Below are 18,804 nucleotides of genomic sequence, written 5' to 3'. Positions count from 1 at the left end.
CATTCTGCTCAGCATTGAGTTGATTGGCTAGGCTGTATTGCCGCTCGCGGATTTAGAACATGCTGCAGGGCGGCCATACTCTGCTCAGTGGCATTAGCGTGCTGCAGAATATGACCATGCGGAACATGGTGACAATGCTATTGGTCAATCGATGCGAGATACGCTTCTGCATCAATTAAGCGATCAAGTTCTGCCAAGTCAGAGGCTTTGATGCGGAACAGCCAGCCTTCTTGGTAGGGATCGCTGTTAACCAGTTCCGGCTCCCCTTCCAGCGTGTTATTGACGGCAATAATTTCGCCGCTGATCGGCGCATAAATATCAGAAGCGGCTTTCACAGACTCTGCCACTGCGCATTCATCACCGGCATTAACCTGTGTGCCGATCTCCGGTAAATCGACAAACACCATGTCACCGAGTAACTCCTGTGCATGTTCGGTGATGCCGACCAGATATTCGTCATTTCCGGCATCGAGAACCCATTCGTGGGAGGTGGTATATTTCAGTTCTGTTGGCACATTGCTCATGGAATAGTGACTCCTTCTGGTTTAATCGATCAATGACTTGCCGAAACGGACAAAATTGGGTTTGCTAACATTAACCAGCACTTCACGCTGGCGGATCTGGACGGTGGCTTGCTCGCCAATACCAGCAGGCACGCGTGCCAGTGCGATACTGCAACCGAGCGTCGGGGAGAATGAACCGCTGGTGATGATCCCCTGCTGTGGATCGCCCTTACTATCGATGAAGTGAACCGGCAGTTGGTTACGCAACACCCCTTTCTCTTTCATCACTAAGCCGACTAGCTGCTCAGTACCTTGTTTTCGCTGCTGTTCTAGCGGCTCACGACCAATAAACTGACGATCTTCTGGCTGCCAAGCGATCGTCCAGCCCATATTGGCCGCGAGTGGTGAAATGCTTTCATCCATTTCTTGACCGTACAGGTTCATACCCGCTTCTAAACGCAGCGTATCGCGGGCACCTAATCCAGCAGGTTTCACACCTGCGGCTAAAAGCTGTTGCCAGAATTCCGTGGCTAATTCCTGTGGCAGTGCAATTTCGTAACCCGCTTCACCGGTATAGCCGGTGGTAGCAATAAACAGCGCCTCGGTCTGCTGACCAAAAAAGGGTTTCATGCTGGCAACAGCGTGTTGCTGTGCCGGGCTAAGCAGGCTAGCAACACGCTGCTTGGCTTGTGGCCCTTGCACGGCAATCAGCGCCAGGTCATCACGCAGTTTCAATTCAACCTGATAGGCTGCCGCATGTTGAGCGATCCAGGCCAGATCTTTGTCTCGAGTGGCGGAGTTAACCACCAGACGGAAGTAGTTTTCGTCAAAGAAATAGACAATCAGATCGTCAATCACACCACCAGCGGTGTTCAACATCGCGCTGTAGAGGGCTTTGCCCGGTTGGGTGAGTTTATTAACGTCGTTAGCCAGTAGGTAACGTAGAAAGCGGCGAGTGGCGGCACCGTGCAGATCAACAATGGTCATATGGGAGACATCGAACATGCCAGCATCTTGGCGTACTGCATGGTGTTCGTCGATCTGGGAGCCATAATGCAGTGGCATCATCCAGCCATGAAAATCGACCATGCGTGCGCCACTGGCGAGATGCTGCTGATAGAGTATGGTTTGTTTTGTCATTGTTTCCTCTTGTCAACCATCAATTCGATGAAGAGAAGATATCTTATGCCGTTGCAGTGGTGGTATCAGGAACCAAGAACGGTATCGATTTAAACACAGCATATTCATCGCGCTGCTTAGATTGACGTTATCACTGAATGCCCTAGATCACCATAAATAAAAATATATCGATGGTGCTTGTTAGATCTTTATCACTCAATAGAGGATTGGATTGTTTTTGATTATTTTCCTTTTAATGAAGATTAAAGCTCTTTTTGTGTTTGATTATATGTTTTTTTATACTGTTTTTTTGCTTGTCGCCGCAATTTTTATTGTGGGGGTGATTTTTTATGGATTAGAAAAAGTAATGATTGGGGTTGTCTTGGATTAGATTTTTTCAAATAGAGTGCTATCAATGGAGATGGTTGGTTCGTATGATAACGGGTTGTTACTATTGTTCACTTTTTGGTTTGTCAGCCACTTTTCAGTTTAAAATTTTTATTTTTCTGGATATATAGCAATGAATAGACGAAACTTTCTGACCACACTTGGGGTTTATTTACCCCTATCGTTGTCATTCGGTACTGGCGTGGCTTCTGCTGCGCAGGCTCAATGCCAAGCGCCAGATAACGAATTGGACTCTGCAACTTTTGCGCAGCCACAGCCACCGTATCTGCAACGCTATCAATATGATCAGCATCCGCAGAATTTTTTTGACCTTAGGATACCTGAAGGGGAAGGGCGTTATCCGTTGGCGATCCTGATACATGGTGGTTATTGGCGCAGCAAATATGATCTGCAATATCTTTCGCATTTAGCCGCAGCACTGACCAAAATGGGTATTGCTTCAGCCAATATTGAGTATCGGCGTGTTGGTGATGTGGGTGGGGGATATCCTGGCACTTTTCTTGACGTTGCCAATTGTATTGATCGCCTACCACAGATTATTCGTGACGCTAAACTGGAACAACGGATTGACCTGAATAATATTGTACTGATTGGTCATTCTGCGGGGGGGCACTTGGCTGCCTGGGCGGCCAGTAGAGCCAGTATTGACCGGCAGAGTGTACTTTTTTCTGAAAATGCTACACCGACGGCGGGTTTTATCTCATTGGCCGGGGTGCTGGATCTTGATTATGCCATTGCCCATCATCTGTCTGATAATGCAGCATTGGGGCTGTTAATTGGCCCAAGTGAAGTAGCAAATTATGCCCAGATGCCGCCCGATAAAATGGCCGAGTTCCGGCAGATTATCAGTAATACCTCACCGGCAGCGATGTTGCCTGTAAAAACCAAGGCTTATTTGGTTCATGGTATGATGGATGACAGTGTGCCGATGGATACTAATCGGTTTTACTATCAGGATGCGATAGAACATGAGATGGATGTTTATTATCAAATAATTGAATGTGCAGGACATTTTGATATTGTCGACCCTCAGTCGCCCCATTTTAGCGAGGTAGAAAAGGTAATTACACTGGCGTTTGCTGGTCATCGGTAACCGGAGAGTAAGGCAAAAAGTGGTTGAGTGTGCACTTAAGGTCAGCAAGGTGTGCTGGCCTAGTGCCGAAGAGGCTTATCTCAACCAATCAGGCAGATCATCAAGCCCCATCGCTTGGCGGATCAGTGGTGGTTTTGCCCCGGCAAGTGATCCGCCATGGTTAACCCAACGTCACGCAACAACTTTTTCACTGGATGGTCGCCGGCGAAGCGTTCACGCAGCGTGAGCCGTTCAGCTTTAGTCAGTATCCGCTTGATCAGTAAAACGGGTAGTCAAGTTATGTGCCACCGTTGCAGTTGGTATGAATACGTGACGTAAAGTAAACTTTTGTTGATTGTATGTTTATTTTTGTTTAACGTTATCGTGTGATGTTAGATAAAGAAGTGTTAACTTTCGTTAGCATTCGTTAATTTTCGAGCAACTATCTCAATGAAAGCTATTTTATGATTAAAGTAAATAAAAAAACAATCTTTGCCCTGGGTGAAGTTGCGACGCGCAACCAAATACAGCAACCAACCTCACCGTTTATCGGCATGGCTGGCGTTCGATACGCCATACGGTCGCTGTGGTTGATGAAGACGCTGATGATAATGGCGGGGGTGAGTACAGCTTATACCGTCTCGGCTGTAACACTGACTGCGGTGGTCGAAGGCGGGCGCAGCGGGATTGTTGGGGCAACGGCTCCCGTGACTTCTACTCTCAGCAAGGCATTGGGCGATGGCCGGCACGCAGGTCAATATGGTATGGCTGCAATCAGTACTTACAGTGTGAGTTGTCAGACTCGTTTGTCTAGTGATGTTAGTATTGAAGGCAGTGATGGCAAGCCATATGGCATTATTATGAAAAACGCTCTTGGGAATGATTCTGGGGCGAGGCTGTTGCCGGATGGCACTGCAACTTGGCAGCGCACCTTGGCTGATGGTAAGGTACTCAAGGGTTCAATCGTCTATACCGAGGGGCTATGGACCAACACTTGGAGTGATGGTACGACCACTCAATCGAGCGGAAGTTATGCCGATGGGACTAGCCCCTACTCCCCTACGAGTATTTTTTGTCCGAATATTCCCAACGTCAACTATGACCCCAACGCGATACGCAGATCTTCAGTCAATGTCCGTTTCAAGATCTATGCCGCTAGGCCGTTAATACCGGGTGATTATACGGTTGACCCCCTCTACCATGCTGATTTTTCTTATAGTTATGGAGGGGATATAACAGCACTACTGGTGGATCGTGTAACGGTCCGTGTTGCGAATTACTCCTGTGCCTTGAACATACCGACATCGGTCAATTTATCGATAGGTACTGGCGCTGGCGCTGGTAACGATACTGCTACGCTGAATTATCGTGTGCAGTGTAGTGATTGGGGTACTTCCGATATTTCTATAAGACCTTATGTTTCTGTGATGGCTGCTGGGGTTTCTAGCGGGTTAAGTAACACGCCGTCAAAACTGGGTGTTGCAGGAACTGATGGCCGGTTATGGATCATCGGGAACTGGTCGGGCACTGCGCCAGCGAGTTCAAGCTGTAGTGCAGGCTCAACCATGTATTTTGATGGCAGGGATGCCACTGCTTTATCCCGAGTAATGCCAGGGGGCAGCATAGATGTATCGGGTAAGGTCTCTTTCCGTCTGTGTGGCACCGGTGTGCCGGGTGACTATGCTGCGCAAGCGACGTTTTCGGTGGTACAGCGTTAGGTTGCAGCCTGCTTTGCTGTCTTAACGGGTTAATACCGTGATCAGTGTTGCTAAGCAACACTGACACTGCCCTCTCAATACTGCGCGCTCTTCAATGCCGCCCATTCTCGTAAGGCTCTTCCGCATCGATAATTAACCACATGAGGTCGATGATGTACCCGCGCGAACCTTGAGCTGGTTGACGTGAACAAGTTGTCTCCCTTTATCGGGTATGAACAGCGAGAGATGACAGATTCAGTCAGCAAGGTGTGCTGGCCTAGTGCCGAAGAGGCTTATCTCAACCAATCAGGCAGATCATCAAGCCCCATCACTTGGCGGATCAGTTACGGTTTTGCCCCGGTAAAGTGATCCGCCATAGTTAACCCAACATCACGCAACAACTTTTTCACTGGATGGTCGCCGGCGAAGCGTTCACGCAGCGTGAGCCGTTGAGCTTCAGGCAGTATCCGCTTGATCAGTAAAACGGGTAATCAAGTTATGTGCCACAGTTGCAGTTGGTATGAATAGACGACATAAAGTAAATTTTTGTTGATTATATTTTTGGTTTAATTTACTGTGTTTTTGTTTTTTAGATATAAAAAATGTTATTTTTTGTTATTTTTTGAACAATTATTTCAACAAAAGCTACTTTCATGATTAAAGTAAATAAAAAGATAATCTTTGCACCGGGACAAGTTGCGACGCGCAACCAAATGCAACAACCAACCTCACAGTTTATTGGCATGGCTGGCGTTCGATACGCCACACGGTCGCTGTGGTTGATGAAGGCGCTGATAATAATGGCGGGGGTGAGTACAGCTTATACCGTCTCGGCTGTAACACTGACTGCGGTGGTCGAAGGCGGGCGCAGCGGGATTGTTGGGGCAACGGGCTCTGTGACCTCTACTCTCAACAAGGCATTGATGGATGCCAGGTACTCAACAAGTTATGGTATATCTACAATCAGTACCACAACGGCGATTTGTGACGATATTACCAGTCGTGAGGTTAGTATTGAAGGCAGTGATGGCAAGCCATATGGCATTATTCTGAGAAACGATGTTGGGAATGATTCTGGGGCGAGGTTGTTGCCGGATGGCTCTGCAACTTGGCTGCGTACCTTGGCTGATGGTAAGAGACTCAACGGCTTGATCGTTTATACCGAGGGGCTATGGACCAACACTTGGAGTGATGGCATTACCACTCAATCGAGTAAAAGTAATGCCGATGGGACTAGTCCCTACGTTGACACCAGGATTTTTTGCCCGAATATTCCCAGCGTCACCTATGACCCCGACGCGATACGCACATCCTCAGTGAATGTCCGTTTCAAGATCTATGCCGCTAGGCCGTTAATGCCGGGTAATTATGCGGTTAGACCTCTCTACCATGCTGATTTGTCTAGCAGTGGTAGCGGGGATATGGCAGAACTGCTGGTGGATAGGGTAGATGTCCGTGTTGCGAATTACTCCTGTGCCCTGAACATACCGACATCGGTCGATTTATCGACAGGTGCTGGCACTAGTAACGATACTGCCACGCTGAATTATCGTGTGCAGTGCAGTGATCAGGGTGCCTCCAATGTTTCTATGACACCTTATGTTTCTGTGATGGCTGCAGGGGTTTCTAGCGGGTTAAGTAGCACGCCGTCAAAACTGGGTGTTGCAGGAACTGGCGGCCGGTTATGGATCATCGGGAACTGGTCGGGCACTGCGCCAGCGAGTTCAAGCTGTAGTGCAGGCTCAACTATGTATTTTGATGGCCGGGATGGTATTGCTTTATCCCGAGTAGTGTCAGGGGGTAGCATAGATGTACAGAACCAGGTCTCTTTCCGTCTGTGTGGCGCAACCGGTGTGCCGGGCGATTATACTGCGCAAGCGACGTTTTCGGTGGTACAGCGTTAGGTTACAGCCCACTTTGCTGTCTTAACTTTCTTGTCTTAACGGGTTAATACTGTGATCAGTGTTGTTGCTAAGCAACACTGACACTGCCCTCTCAATACTGCGCGCTCTTTAATGCCGCCCATTCTCGTAAGTCTCTTCCGCATCGATAATTAACCACATCGGCTCGATGATGTACCAGCGCGAACCTTGAGCTGCCCGACGTGAACAAGTTGTCTCCCTTTATCGGGTATGAACAGCGAGAGATGACAGATTTCGTCAGCGAAGTGTGCTGGCCTGGTGCCGAAGAGGCTTATCTCAACCAATCAGGCAGATCATCAAGCCCCATCGCTTGGCGGATCAGTTGTGGTTTTGCTCCCGGCAAGTGATCCGCCATGGTTAATCCAACATCACGCAACAGCTTTTTCACTGGATGGTCGCCGGCGAACAGTTCACGCAGTCCCTGCATCGTTGCCAACATTATTGCTGCACTCTTCTTGCGCTGGCGTTCATAACGGCGTAGGTAGAGGTGCTGGCCAATATCTTTGCCTTGTTGATGTAACCGCTTCAGTTCGGCGATCAGCAGTGCTGCATCCATCAAGCCCAAATTGACACCCTGACCTGCGAGTGGATGAATGGTGTGTGCTGCATCGCCCACTAGCACTAAGCGATGTGCGGCAAAATTGCGTGCATAGCGGCCGGTCAGTGGGAAGATTAAGCGTTCACTCTCCAATTGGCACAGCCCCAAACGCATATCGAAAGTGACAGCCAATTCGCGTGCAAACATTTCTGGATCAATTTGTTGTAAACGTTGCGCTTGTTGTGGCGCTACTGACCAGACAATTGAGCTAAGTTGTGCGTCACTCAGTGGCAGCAAGGCTAAGATCCCGTCAGCGTAAAAAACTTGACGTGCCGTCGCCTGATGAGCTGCATGGGTACGGATCGTCGCCACCAGAGCACTGTGGCGATAATCCCAGAAGGTGAGCGGAATGTCTGCTTGTTGACGCAGCCATGAGTTCGCACCGTCAGCCGCAACCAGAAGGCGTGCAGTCAGCATTTGACCATTTTCCAGTGTGACAAAAGCATCGTTTTCTCCCCAGGCCACTTGCTTCAGTTGTGCTGGCGAGATCAGTGTGATGTCATTCAGTTGTCGTGCTTTTTGGTACAGAGTTTGTTGGATCAGATCATTTTCAACAATGTGCCCCAATTGCTGATAGCCATACTCGCGGGCATCAAAATGAATTTTTCCAAAACTGTCACGTTCCCATACTTCGATTGCCTGATAAGCACTGGCACGCAGTGACAGGATCTCTTGCCAGACGCCTAATTGTTGTAATAGGCGCTGGCTGGCTGCATTGATGGCTGAGACCCGTAACGCAGGCTGTGCCGCGAGTGGTGTGTGTTGCAGTGCTTGCTGTTCCAATACGGCAATACGTAGACCACTGCCGTGTAGGCCACAGGCTAGAGCTAAGCCTACCATTCCGCCACCGGCGATCATCACGTCAAAGGATTGCATGGTATTTCAGTTCCTTAATATAGCGGATGGAAACGGATTAATGTTTCACCCAACCGAGTGTACGTTTGGTAAAGGCGGCACGCATCATCGGCAACTGTGACAGTGCCAGTAGCGCACAATTACGGCCAACAACCAGAGCCGGATAGTCGTTAGCGAACAGGCGTACTAAGCCGTCAACCAGGTTGATCGTTGCTTGTTGATCGGTTTGGCGTCGCTGTTGATAGTGCTGTAATACGGAATAGTCGCCCAGGTCCTGCTGCTGCTCTGCCGCTTGTACCAAGGTCTCAGCCAGTGATATCACATCACGCAGCCCGAGGTTGAAACCTTGGCCAGCGATGGGGTGCAGCGTTTGTGCAGCGTTGCCGACCAATGCTAAACGGTGGCTAACATGCTGATTAGCGACCAGTAAGCTGAGCGGATAGCAGTGTCGCTGGCTGGTTGACAGGATCTTTCCCAAACGCCAGCCAAATGCCAGTTGTAACTGCTGCAGAAACTGGCTGTCGCTCCAGGCACTAACCTCTGCCTGATCTTGTTGAGGATGGCACCAGACCAGTGAACAGCGCCCGTGGGCAAGCGGTAGCAAGGCCAGTGGCCCATGACGGGTAAAACGCTCAAAAGCCCAGCCGTTTGGGGCTTTGCTGCAGGTGATCGTGGCAATGGTGGCGCACTGCGGGTAACGATGCTGTTGCCAACTGATATGACACTGCTGCGCTACCGCAGACCGTGAACCATCAGCAGCAACCAGCAGTTGTCCACACAGTTGTTGGCCGTTATCTAGCACCACGTCAACTCGATCGGTATGACGTTGTACATTAAGTACCTTGGCTGGGCAGTGCAAGCGCACATTATCAGCTTTAGCCAGCAGTGCAAACAGGCGTTGGCCGGCATCTTGCAGTTCAATGACCTGGCCTAATGCAGGGATATGATACTCTGTCGCATGCAGTGTCAGCATACCGGCATGGCCTTGATCACTGACATGAATATCGGTGATTGCCGTGGCGGCATCGCTTAATGCTGGCCAGATACCGATAGCCATCAATTGTTGGCAGGTGCCTTGCGCCAGGGCGATGGCACGGGCATCAAACCCTGGGTGTGTGGCCGTTGAGGGGAGCGCTGATTCGATCAGATCAACGGCGATACGCCCTTTGCTTAATGCTGAGATGGCCAGCGCTAACGTTGCACCAGCCATACCGCCGCCGACAATAATCACGCTCATGTTATTTCTCTACTTATTTTTCTGCTTTTTCTGCGGCTAACTTTGCTGCTGCCATCAAGGCTTCTATCTCGTCGGCATCTTTGACCACACTTGCGGTCAGGTTTTCATTGCCGTTGGCGGTGATCACGATGTCATCTTCGATACGAATGCCGATGCCACGGTATTGCACTGGGACGTCGGCATCTGGAGCAATGTATAAACCGGGTTCAACCGTTAATACCATGCCGGGTTCCAAGGTGCGACTGCGGCTTGGTGTGCGATAATGCCCGACATCATGAACATCCAGCCCCAGCCAGTGACCAAGGCCATGCATAAAAAATGGCCGGTGTGCTTGCTCGGCTGCCAACTGTTCGATCGAACCATGTAGAATACCCAGCTCAATTAAACCGGCAATCATTGTGCGTACAATCTGATCGTTGACCTCACTAATGCTGGTGCCTGGTTTGAACAGATGTAAAGCCTGTTTTAGTGCTGCCAGCACAATATCGTACAGCGCCCGCTGTGCGGGGGTAAATTTACCATTAACTGGGAAGGTACGTGTAATATCACCGGCATAGCCCTGGTATTCGCAGCCGGCATCAATCAGCACCAGATCACCCTCGCGCATTTGGCAATCATTTTCGGTGTAGTGCAGAATACAGGCATTTTCACCGCTACCAACAATGGTGTTGTAGGAGGGGTAACGTGCACCGTGACGGTGAAACTCGTGCAGAATTTCTCCTTCCAGTTGATACTCAAACATGCCGGGATGGCATTTTTCCATCGCGCGGGTATGGGCGAGGGCGCTAATTTCACCGGCTCGGCGGATCAGCGCAATCTCAGCCGGTGATTTGAACAGGCGCATTTCGTGCAGGAGTGGACGGTAGTCGGTCAGGCGGGTTGGCGCGCTCAGATTCTGCCGAAAACCGTGGCGCAATTTCTCCATCACATTGGCCAGTATCTGATCGGCAAAAGCATACTGCCCCGGTGCGTGATAGACTTCGCTGAGTCCATTCAGTAGCAGTGGTAGCTGCTGTTCGAGTTCGTTAAACGGCAGTGCGCGATCAACCGCCAATTTATCCAGTGCTCCCTGTTGCCCCAAACGACGCCCTGACCAGATTTCGGCCAGATGATCACGTTCACGGTTAAACAGCACACACTCGCCTTCGATCAAATCCTGCTTGATGAGTAGCAATACCGCGTCGGGTTCATTAAAGCCGGTTAAATACCAAAAATCGCTGTTCTGGCGGTAGGGATATTCAGAGTCTGCATTTCGGCTGACTGTGGGGGCAGCAAAAATCAGTGCTGCGCTGGCAGGTGCCATTTGTGCTAGCAACCGTTGACGGCGTTGATGAAATTCCTGCTCGAGCATGATGTTCTCCTGCAATCGCTGTGTAATTTGACCTGACGGTGGCCGCTATCGTGGTTTAAGCATAATCGGCAATATCGAGCGGATGGTGCTTAATGTAAGGTCGGTTTTGGCATTTCGACCGCTGTCGGTTGGTAATTGGTAAACTCGGTGTGGCAAATCAGCGCGGCGACACGTACATATTCCAGTACCTCTTCCAATGATTGCGCCATCACTTCTTGGTCTTCGTGCTCGTCGTACCCTAACTGGGCGATATTGCGTAGATCGGCAATCGCTTCGCCAACTTCGTCTTTCATGCGTGCCAATTCAGGCTGCATCATGCCTAATCCAAGTAGGAAGTGGTTTACCCAACCTGCCAGTGCATCGGCTCGTTCAAACAGAGTGGAACTGTCGCTGTCAGGCATCATTAACTGAAACATAAAGTTATTATCTTCCAGCGCTTGTCGACTGGCTTCATAGGCCTGTTTCAGCAAAGTATTTAGGGCATAGGGCAAAGCGAGACCTTCGTTAGTCAGCTCAATCAGCAAGGTCTGCCAACTGGCATCGCGGTTACCGCCGCATAGCAGACCGCAGATTAAACCGTGCATCTCGGCGGCCGTCAGAGCAATCTGATATTGCTCCAGTGCTTCGGTCAATGATGGGTAACTCGGCAATATATTATCCATAGATATGCTCATTTATCATCGTTGGCGGGATAAGTTCATGCTATGCTACCACCAAGCTCTATCGATATACCAGTTGACAACGAACAGAGTGCAGTCACAACTCGGCAGTGTTGGTGCAGTTTATAAACTGCAATCTATACCGATATCGATAACAAAATGAATTCAATTAAATTTATGACATTAGTCGCCTCTCTTGCCAAGCGCTGTTGCCGGTGAGTGATATTGTCACGGTAAGGTTGTCGTAACCTGGATTATCGTCGCCAGTTTGCACAAGGAGAGCGCTATAGTGGTCAATAGAAGCCAGGATCTGGATCCGGTGAGCACGACCTAACGGCAAAATACTCAGTGAGAGAGCAAATGGCAGAGGTTCTAACCGTTAACAGTATGGTGGCTAGCGTGGTGATCGTTAACCGGCGCTCACGCGAAACTTAAGCAGGAAGAGATCATGTCTGCACAACCGGTAGATATTCAAATTTTTGGGCGCACATTTAAAGTTAATTGCCCATTAGAGCAACAAGATGCGTTGCATATGGCTGCAGAGGATCTTAGCCAGAGGTTGCAAGATCTGAAAGTTCGAACTAGAGTCAGCAATACAGAACAGTTGGTTTTTATTGCGGCATTGAATGTCTGTCACGAACTTGCCGAAGAGCGCTTGAAAACGCGTGACTATGCAGCCAATATGGAGCAGCGCATCCGTTTACTGCAACAGACCATTGAGCAAGCGCTGCTTAAGCAGAACCGGGTTAGTGAACGCCAGGATAGCGAAGAGGCATGATTTATCGTTATAATCGCCTCGTTCTCACTGAAGTGAGAGTGTTTTGGTCAGGCTAAAACAACAGTTTTGTCTCGGTCAGTAAATAACAAATTTCTCTGGGGTGCTTGCTAGCGGGTGAGTCCCCTGAGCCGATAGTTAGTATCAATAGAATGGGTTAAACCGCGATTGGTGTGCATGCTCGCTTGGTCCGAGAAGCCTGAAGGTTGCGATAGCTCGTTCACCTTGAACCGTGGGTTCAAGGGTTGTAACCTGCGGCGGCATCCCGGAGAACCTCAATCACAGTTTCTTTACCACTCAATATATTGTATTGATTTTATTCAAAGATTGCGGTTTCGCTCTGCTTCAATACCATAACCACTCCAGTTTATAACAAGTTAACCCAGATGCCTTTTCAGCCACAGTTTGCTCAACAGCGTCACGCTATTCGCCAACAGATCCGCCAGCGTCGGCGTGCGTTGACAGCGGCCCAGCAGCAGCAGTTTGCGGATCAAATCGCGCTGAGTTTGTTACAGCATTCACGTGTTCAATTTTCTGAAAAAATTGCGGTATTTCTCTCTTTTGATGGTGAGTTAGAGACAGCAACACTGATCCAGCGTTTATGGCAGTCAGGCAAACGTCTCTATCTACCCGTGCTGCATCCGTTCAGCGCTGGACATCTGCTTTTTTTAGCGTATACACCGCACACTCGATTGGTTTATAACCGTTTTAATATCCTAGAGCCAGCGTTGGATGTTGCCAACGTGCTGCCATTTCCACAACTTGAACTGCTGCTCACGCCACTGGTCGCATTTGATCTGCACGGGCATCGGCTTGGTATGGGGGGCGGATTTTATGATCGAACCTTGCAACACTGGCAAGCGGGTGGCCCTTATCCAATTGGCCTAGCACACGATTGTCAGCAGGTGGAACGCTTGCCGGTAGAAGCGTGGGATGTGCCGTTGCCGGAAATTATCACGCCGACAAGAAATTGGCGCTGGTAGTCAGCATCAAGGCCAAGCGCTAACCTGGCCTGACGCGGTTACAGCGGTTAGATCAATTAGAGCAGTAAACGTGCGCGAATGGTGCCTTCAATCGCCTTCATCCGCAACAGCGCGGTTGCTGCACGCTCGGTCTCTGCTTCGATATCGATAACGACATAACCGATTTCAGCACTGGTCTGCAGATATTGTCCTGCAATGTTGACTCCCTCTTCGGCAAAGATCTGGTTGATCTGCGTCAGAACACCCGGGCGGTTCTGGTGAATATGCAGCAGACGGCTGCTGTTCACACTGTGCATTGGTAGTGACACTTCAGGGAAGTTGACTGCCGATAGTGTCGAGCCGTTGTCTGAATATTTTGCCAGTTTGCCTGCCACCTCATAACCAATATTTTCTTGCGCTTCCTGAGTGGAGCCGCCGATATGAGGGGTGAGCAGTACATTATCAAACTCACGCAGTGGTGATTCAAACGGATCGCTGTTGGTGGCTGGCTCTTCAGGGAAAACATCAATCGCAGCGCCGGAAAGATGCTTGCTGCTCAACGCGTGGCACAGTGCTGGAATATCAACCACAGTGCCACGCGAAGCATTGATCAGGATCGAGCCGGGCTTCATCAGTTGCAACTGGTCACTGCTGATCATGTTCTTAGTTGCCACAGTTTCTGGTACATGCAGGCTGACCACATCACTCATATTTAGCAAATCAGAGAGATGACGTACTTGCTGTGCATTTCCTAACGGTAATTTGTTTTCGATATCGTAGAAGAAGACGTTCATCCCCAGCCCTTCGGCCAGAATACCGAGTTGGGTGCCGATATGACCGTAGCCAATGATGCCCAGTTTTTTACCACGCGCTTCATAGGAACCGACAGCCAGTTTCTGCCACTGGCCACGATGCGCCTTGGCATTGGCACTAGGAATGCCACGTAGCAGCAGCAGCAGTTCTCCCAGCACCATTTCAGCGACGGAACGGGTATTGGAGAACGGCGCATTAAACACCGGAATACCACGCCGAGTGGCCGCTTTTAGATCAACTTGGTTGGTACCGATACAGAAACAGCCAACAGCAATCAGTTTCTCTGCTGCGGCAAATATCTCTTCCGATAAGTGAGTGCGCGAGCGGATGCCGATGAAGTGAGCATCGCGAATTGATGTTTTCAGCGCATCATCATCCAATGCGCCTTTATGGTATTCAATATTGCTATAGCCAGCAGCACGCAGATTATCAACCGCGCTCTGGTGTACCCCTTCCACTAACAGAAACTTAATTCTGTCCTTCTCCAATGATACTTTTGCCATTTAACCGACCCTATGTTCAGACTTCAGAAGCCGCTGTTGCTCCTTGTAGATACTTCAAGGTTGCTGTTCTCTTCGCCACAACCTGCACTCAACAGCACAGCCTCCAACATAACAAAAATAAGCGGCACGGCAATATAAATAATAGCGAGTTGATGGCACTAGCTTGTGCTAAATTGAAGTTTTTTGGTTTTTAATTCCAGCATATGTTTTATCTATGGTTTGTTATATTGCCATAATTGTTTTTTGTGATACATATCACTAATTTTTATTGTTGTCGATGGTTGATCTGCAGCGCAGTCAATAATCGTGCGGATGTTTTTTATACCATCGCAGCACCCGCTAGCCGTAACTATGGCATCACGGGGTGATTAACCGGCCATGGCAAACAGTGCAATTAAACATCACTCAGGCAAGTCATCGGGGCTAGCGGGAAGGAGTGAAGCGTGTGCGGAACAAGAGTGCTGATTTGCCCACACACGCGACTGTCGATGATGTTTCGCTGCACCAAGGCTAGAAGCGATATTTCACACCGACTTTTGCTGCAGTATCACTGTAGCCTTTGTCACCAACTTGTTGACTAATATTGCTAAATATATTGATGTTGGAGTTCAGTTGGCCATCCAGACCGATTTTCAGCTCAGCCAGGTTACCCGCGCCATCCTGCTTAATTACAGTACCATCCATTTCGCTGGCGAAGTCCTTGCTGTTGTAAATCCAGTTTGCCTCCAGGAATGGCTGGAAGGAGCGCTGCTTATCTTTGTCACGTTTGTGGGTGCCATCGAGAGCCGTTTTCACCCCCAAACGAGTACGAATATTGCCATCTCCTTTGCTGTTGACACGCGTACCATTCGCTTCGGTATGGCTATCGGCTTTAACTCCCATCCAGTATAGTTGTGCCTGCGGCTGTAGATACCAACTGAAATTTTGGATGCTGTTTTCAGCGAGTTTAAGGTTATATCCACTCTCAAGAGCTGCACTGAAACCACGCGATTTATATTTCTCCTGCGGTAGATCTTGACCGGAAACCCGGTTATCAAACCAGTTATACTGCACCCAGCCAGCCATATAGCTACCGAGGCGTTTTTCGGCATCAGCCTGCCAGGTTCCATACAGCCCTGCGCTATAACCATCTACTTCGCCTTGGGCACGGTAACCGGAGCGATTTGATTCTGTGCTGCTGCTACTGCGTCCATAGCCAGCCATGATCCCGAGGCTGAAGCGGCCTTGATCACGATAACCCCACTCGGCAAGGCTGCCACCCAGTTGCACCATATAGCGGTTGGCTCGTGTTCTGAGTTGACCACTCTCATCACGGTAGCGGTTATGTCCGCCTTCATTGTGGATCCACAGGCTACTGTATCGTTCAGCGCCACTGAATGGATCGATATATGAACTGCCAACAGCGCGTTCAAACAGTGGGCCAATAAACAGCGTGTTGGCAGCGGCGAGGTTGCTGCTGTAAATTGCTTCTTCTGGCCGTCTGGTCGAAGATCCATCCTGGCTTGGTTTGCTGGTCAGGTACCAGTGATTGCTCAGTGCATCCAACCCGCGTACCAGTGAGTAGTCGTAGGCACCGGCGACAATGCGACCGCGTTGTACAAACTCCCCTTCGGAGAGGCCATTGACGTAGATCAGGTTCAAGCCTTCAATAGTTTGCGCACCATTGCCGCCGAGATTGTTAACGTGAACATAGGAGGTACCGCTGCTGTTGCCATTGATAATCAATTTATCCACCAATGAGTTATCTCCCTCCAGCACGGCGTCGAACTGTAATTCTCCCCCTTCACCGATGTAGTTGCCATCGATGGTGGTCACGTCACCGGCGACACCGTTTACCATACTCAGGGTGCCGAAATTGCGGAAGTTATCAACTCGATTGAATTCGGTCGTTGTTGGTGTGCTGGCAGAATCAGGCACCCGTGGCGTGGACGAGGCACTATCCGGCGTGCGCGCACCGATAATAATAGTGCCGTGGTTGGTGAACTGGTTATTGTTGTTGAGTAGGCCAAAATCACTGCTGCCGGCAGTATACCAAATGCCGTCTGTTTGGTTGATGACACTGCTGCTGTTGGTTGCCAAGTTTACTCTGCCGACAAGCACGCCGTGGTTATTGAGCGAGATAAGCTCGCTACTTTCGGCCTTTAGCGCCATGGCAGCCACTTCGCCAGAAAGGTTCTGGATTGTGCCGTGGTTTGTCAGGGTAGTCGCAGAGTTTGATTCAATATCAATCGCAGCAACTCCCCCTTGCACCAGGCTGCCTTGCTCGACATTGAGGGAGAGGGATGAATTGCCACTATTTTTGGCCTCAATCCCATACTGCCCTCTACCGGTTACCTCGCCACGGCTAGTGATTGAAACTGCGCGAGCACTGCTCTGATTATTGGCGAAAATGCCCGTCAGTTCGGCGGCAACGTTGTTGATATCCAGTATCAGATCGCCACCGTCAGTTCGGTTAGTAGCCTTAATACCGACACCCGCAGTGGCATCTGTCGCCGTGATAGTACCGGTGGATTTAATCGAAAGTTGGCCTGTGCCGGAGTTGTCAGCTATAACAGCGGTCAGTGCAGCAGTAACATTGTTGATCTCCATCAGCAGGTCGCTACCAGCAGCTTGATTAGTGGCGTTAATACCGACACCATTAGTGGCATCTGTAGCGGTGATAGTGCCGGTTGATCTAATCGAAAGTTTGCCTCTGCCAGCGTTGTTAGCCATAACAGCGGTAAGTGCGGCAGTAACATTGTTGATCTCCATCAGCAGGTCGCTACCAGCAGCTTGATTAGTGGCGTTAATACCGACACCATTGGCATCTTTGGCCGTGATAGTACCGGTTGAGGTGATGCTGAGTTGCCCACTGCCAAGGTTGTTGGCTTCAATCGCGGTGTCAGTAGCGCTGACATCATTGACATTGATCTTAAGATCGCTACCCCTATTCTCAGCAATAATCGCGGTACCGTTGCTGGCAGTAATGCGGCCACTTGAGTTAATCGATAGCGCACCGTTGTTCGAATTGGTGGCATCAATACCAGCATTAACACCTTCGGCATTCTCGACCGTGATTGACAGGCCATCACCGGTGTTATTGGCCTCAATCGCTTTACCGGTTGCGGCTCTGGCTTCAACATCTTTGGCAGTGATCGAGAGGGTGCCGGTGCCAGTATTGGTGGCTTGAATGCCGAATGTCCCGCCTTGCACCTGGTTGACATCAATGGTGATTTCCTTATCTTCTCCCGTTGCAGCCAATCCTGCACCATTTTTTGCGTAGAGGGTACCGCTGGAGGTGATAGTGAGTGTGCCTACCGCGTTGCTTGCGGTAATAGCAGTACTTTGCGCAGTAACATCGTGCACGTTGATGACGGTAGAGCCAGAGCCCGAATCGGAGCCAGCAGAGTTTACTGCCACAATACCATTACCGTTCGGAGCCTCAACATTTTCTGTTACTGTGATCTCAAGCAGCGAATTTTTTTGGTTAACAGCATTGATTGCTGTCCGGCTAGCAGACACTTTTTTAGCCTTGATTGAGAGCGAACCTGTGCCGGAGTTGCTTGCACTTATTCCCACGCGCTGACCAATCACTTCCCCCGTGGTGATACTCAGTCCGCCATCATTGTCGATATTATTTGCCGTAATCGCAGTACTATTGGCGGCAGTAGAGGTCACGTTCCCGGTGGTGATTTTTTGATCGCCAGTCCCTCTGTTTTCAGCTTTGATATAACCCTCAACATCATCCGTGACAATGGTTTGGTCGAGGGTGCCTGTGTCATTGATTGCGGTGATATCACCGATTTGAGTATCACCCCGAGTATCGATCTGTTGAGGGGAATTAGGGGTATTATTGGTGTTACTTATTGGTGCAGCAGTGGCGATACTGGTAACAATAAGACTGCCGATCAGCAGGTTGATCTTGGTAGCAGTGCGGTAAATTGGGTGACGATTCGGTTTTGTCATAAGTAGTGACTTCCTAAAGGCGGTTTGTTGTCAGAGCAAACACGACACAGTTCCTCTGCTGGCGAGCTGTATCAGATCGTTTTGCTACTCATGCGTCTGCTGATGCGGGTCTGCATCCCATTTCTTGTTTTTTTGTGCGTATTTTGCGCAACACTCTTAGGATAATCGATTAACCATATTAATCAATAACTGATGTTAAATAATGTTGCCTATTTAATGCCATTTATATCTTGCGGTTACTAAAAACAACTTACTGTTAATTGATTTGGCGTGGATTTTGTTGTTTCTATCGTCAGGTGAAAATTGTTCTGACGGTTGTTCATCAGTGGCTCAGTGACAACCGGCAGGCTTAAATTAGAACAATTAGTGTGGGGTTAAGCATTAC

Annotated in this window: 13 protein-coding genes, 1 other RNA gene and 1 pseudogene; 6 read left to right on the top strand and 9 right to left on the bottom strand. The window is 49.5% G+C overall.

What is annotated here, in order from left to right; all coding sequences use genetic code 11:
• Positions 1-137 precede the first annotated feature (137 nt).
• A complete protein-coding gene (gcvH, locus tag EOJ37_RS06250; protein ID WP_127958965.1) occupies positions 138-524 on the bottom strand; it encodes a glycine cleavage system protein GcvH in 387 nt (128 codons plus the stop codon).
• A gap of 21 nt (positions 525-545) precedes the next feature.
• Positions 546-1,643, bottom strand: coding sequence for a glycine cleavage system aminomethyltransferase GcvT (gene gcvT, locus EOJ37_RS06245; RefSeq protein WP_127958963.1), 1,098 nt, complete (start codon positions 1,641-1,643; stop codon positions 546-548).
• 499 nt (positions 1,644-2,142) lie between these two features.
• On the opposite strand from gcvT, the gene EOJ37_RS06240 reads away from it, so the two are divergent.
• The gene (locus EOJ37_RS06240) at positions 2,143-3,123 is read left to right on the top strand and encodes an alpha/beta hydrolase family protein (RefSeq protein WP_127958961.1); all 981 of its coding nucleotides are present in this window, start codon (positions 2,143-2,145) and stop codon (positions 3,121-3,123) included.
• 75 nt (positions 3,124-3,198) lie between these two features.
• On the opposite strand, the pseudogene EOJ37_RS06235 reads toward EOJ37_RS06240, so the two are convergent.
• Positions 3,199-3,326, bottom strand: a pseudogene (locus EOJ37_RS06235) (FAD-dependent 2-octaprenylphenol hydroxylase); the annotation flags it as partial.
• Positions 3,327-3,566: 240 nt separating this feature from the next.
• Between EOJ37_RS06235 and EOJ37_RS06230 the strand changes: the two are divergent.
• Both EOJ37_RS06230 and EOJ37_RS06225 read left to right on the top strand, forming a co-directional pair.
• On the top strand, positions 3,567-4,820 hold the full coding sequence (locus EOJ37_RS06230; protein WP_127958959.1) for a hypothetical protein: 1,254 nt from the start codon (positions 3,567-3,569) through the stop codon (positions 4,818-4,820).
• A 692-nt stretch (positions 4,821-5,512) separates the two neighbouring features.
• Positions 5,513-6,703: a hypothetical protein gene (locus tag EOJ37_RS06225; RefSeq protein ID WP_162473661.1), complete on the top strand. Its 1,191-nt coding sequence runs from the start codon at positions 5,513-5,515 to the stop codon at positions 6,701-6,703.
• A gap of 289 nt (positions 6,704-6,992) precedes the next feature.
• Here EOJ37_RS06225 and ubiI read toward each other — a convergent pair whose 3' ends face one another.
• The 4 genes from ubiI to EOJ37_RS06205 all read right to left on the bottom strand — a co-directional run bounded on the left by ubiI (position 6,993) and on the right by EOJ37_RS06205 (position 11,430).
• Positions 6,993-8,195, bottom strand: coding sequence for an FAD-dependent 2-octaprenylphenol hydroxylase (gene ubiI / locus EOJ37_RS06220; protein WP_127958955.1), 1,203 nt, complete (start codon positions 8,193-8,195; stop codon positions 6,993-6,995).
• A 37-nt stretch (positions 8,196-8,232) separates the two neighbouring features.
• A complete protein-coding gene (gene ubiH, locus EOJ37_RS06215) occupies positions 8,233-9,411 on the bottom strand; it encodes a 2-octaprenyl-6-methoxyphenyl hydroxylase (protein ID WP_127958953.1) in 1,179 nt (392 codons plus the stop codon).
• Between the two features lie 13 nt (positions 9,412-9,424).
• On the bottom strand, positions 9,425-10,762 hold the full coding sequence (pepP, locus tag EOJ37_RS06210; protein WP_127958951.1) for a Xaa-Pro aminopeptidase: 1,338 nt from the start codon (positions 10,760-10,762) through the stop codon (positions 9,425-9,427).
• An 89-nt stretch (positions 10,763-10,851) separates the two neighbouring features.
• Positions 10,852-11,430, bottom strand: coding sequence for a YecA/YgfB family protein (locus tag EOJ37_RS06205; RefSeq protein ID WP_127958989.1), 579 nt, complete (start codon positions 11,428-11,430; stop codon positions 10,852-10,854).
• Positions 11,431-11,869: 439 nt separating this feature from the next.
• Between EOJ37_RS06205 and zapA the strand changes: the two genes are divergently transcribed.
• The 3 genes from zapA to EOJ37_RS06190 all read left to right on the top strand — a co-directional run bounded on the left by zapA (position 11,870) and on the right by EOJ37_RS06190 (position 13,179).
• Entirely contained in the window at positions 11,870-12,199 is a 330-nt protein-coding gene (zapA, locus tag EOJ37_RS06200; protein WP_127958942.1) for a cell division protein ZapA, read from the top strand.
• An 89-nt stretch (positions 12,200-12,288) separates the two neighbouring features.
• A non-coding RNA gene (gene ssrS / locus EOJ37_RS06195) (6S RNA) lies at positions 12,289-12,472 on the top strand.
• Between the two features lie 110 nt (positions 12,473-12,582).
• Positions 12,583-13,179, top strand: coding sequence for a 5-formyltetrahydrofolate cyclo-ligase (locus EOJ37_RS06190; RefSeq protein ID WP_127958940.1), 597 nt, complete (start codon positions 12,583-12,585; stop codon positions 13,177-13,179).
• A gap of 56 nt (positions 13,180-13,235) precedes the next feature.
• On the opposite strand, the gene serA is transcribed toward EOJ37_RS06190, so the two are convergent.
• A complete protein-coding gene (gene serA / locus EOJ37_RS06185) occupies positions 13,236-14,474 on the bottom strand; it encodes a phosphoglycerate dehydrogenase (protein WP_127958938.1) in 1,239 nt (412 codons plus the stop codon).
• Positions 14,475-14,984: 510 nt separating this feature from the next.
• Positions 14,985-18,419: an autotransporter outer membrane beta-barrel domain-containing protein gene (locus tag EOJ37_RS14785; protein ID WP_240651670.1), complete on the bottom strand. Its 3,435-nt coding sequence runs from the start codon at positions 18,417-18,419 to the stop codon at positions 14,985-14,987.
• Positions 18,420-18,804 lie beyond the last annotated feature (385 nt).

Origin of the sequence: Serratia microhaemolytica (genome assembly GCF_004011885.1) — a bacterium.
In the GTDB taxonomy this organism is placed as follows: Bacteria; Pseudomonadota; Gammaproteobacteria; order Enterobacterales; family Enterobacteriaceae; genus Serratia_G; species Serratia_G microhaemolytica.
The sequence above is the reverse complement of the archived record's forward strand: the minus strand, read 5'-3'. Positions and strand labels throughout refer to the sequence as shown.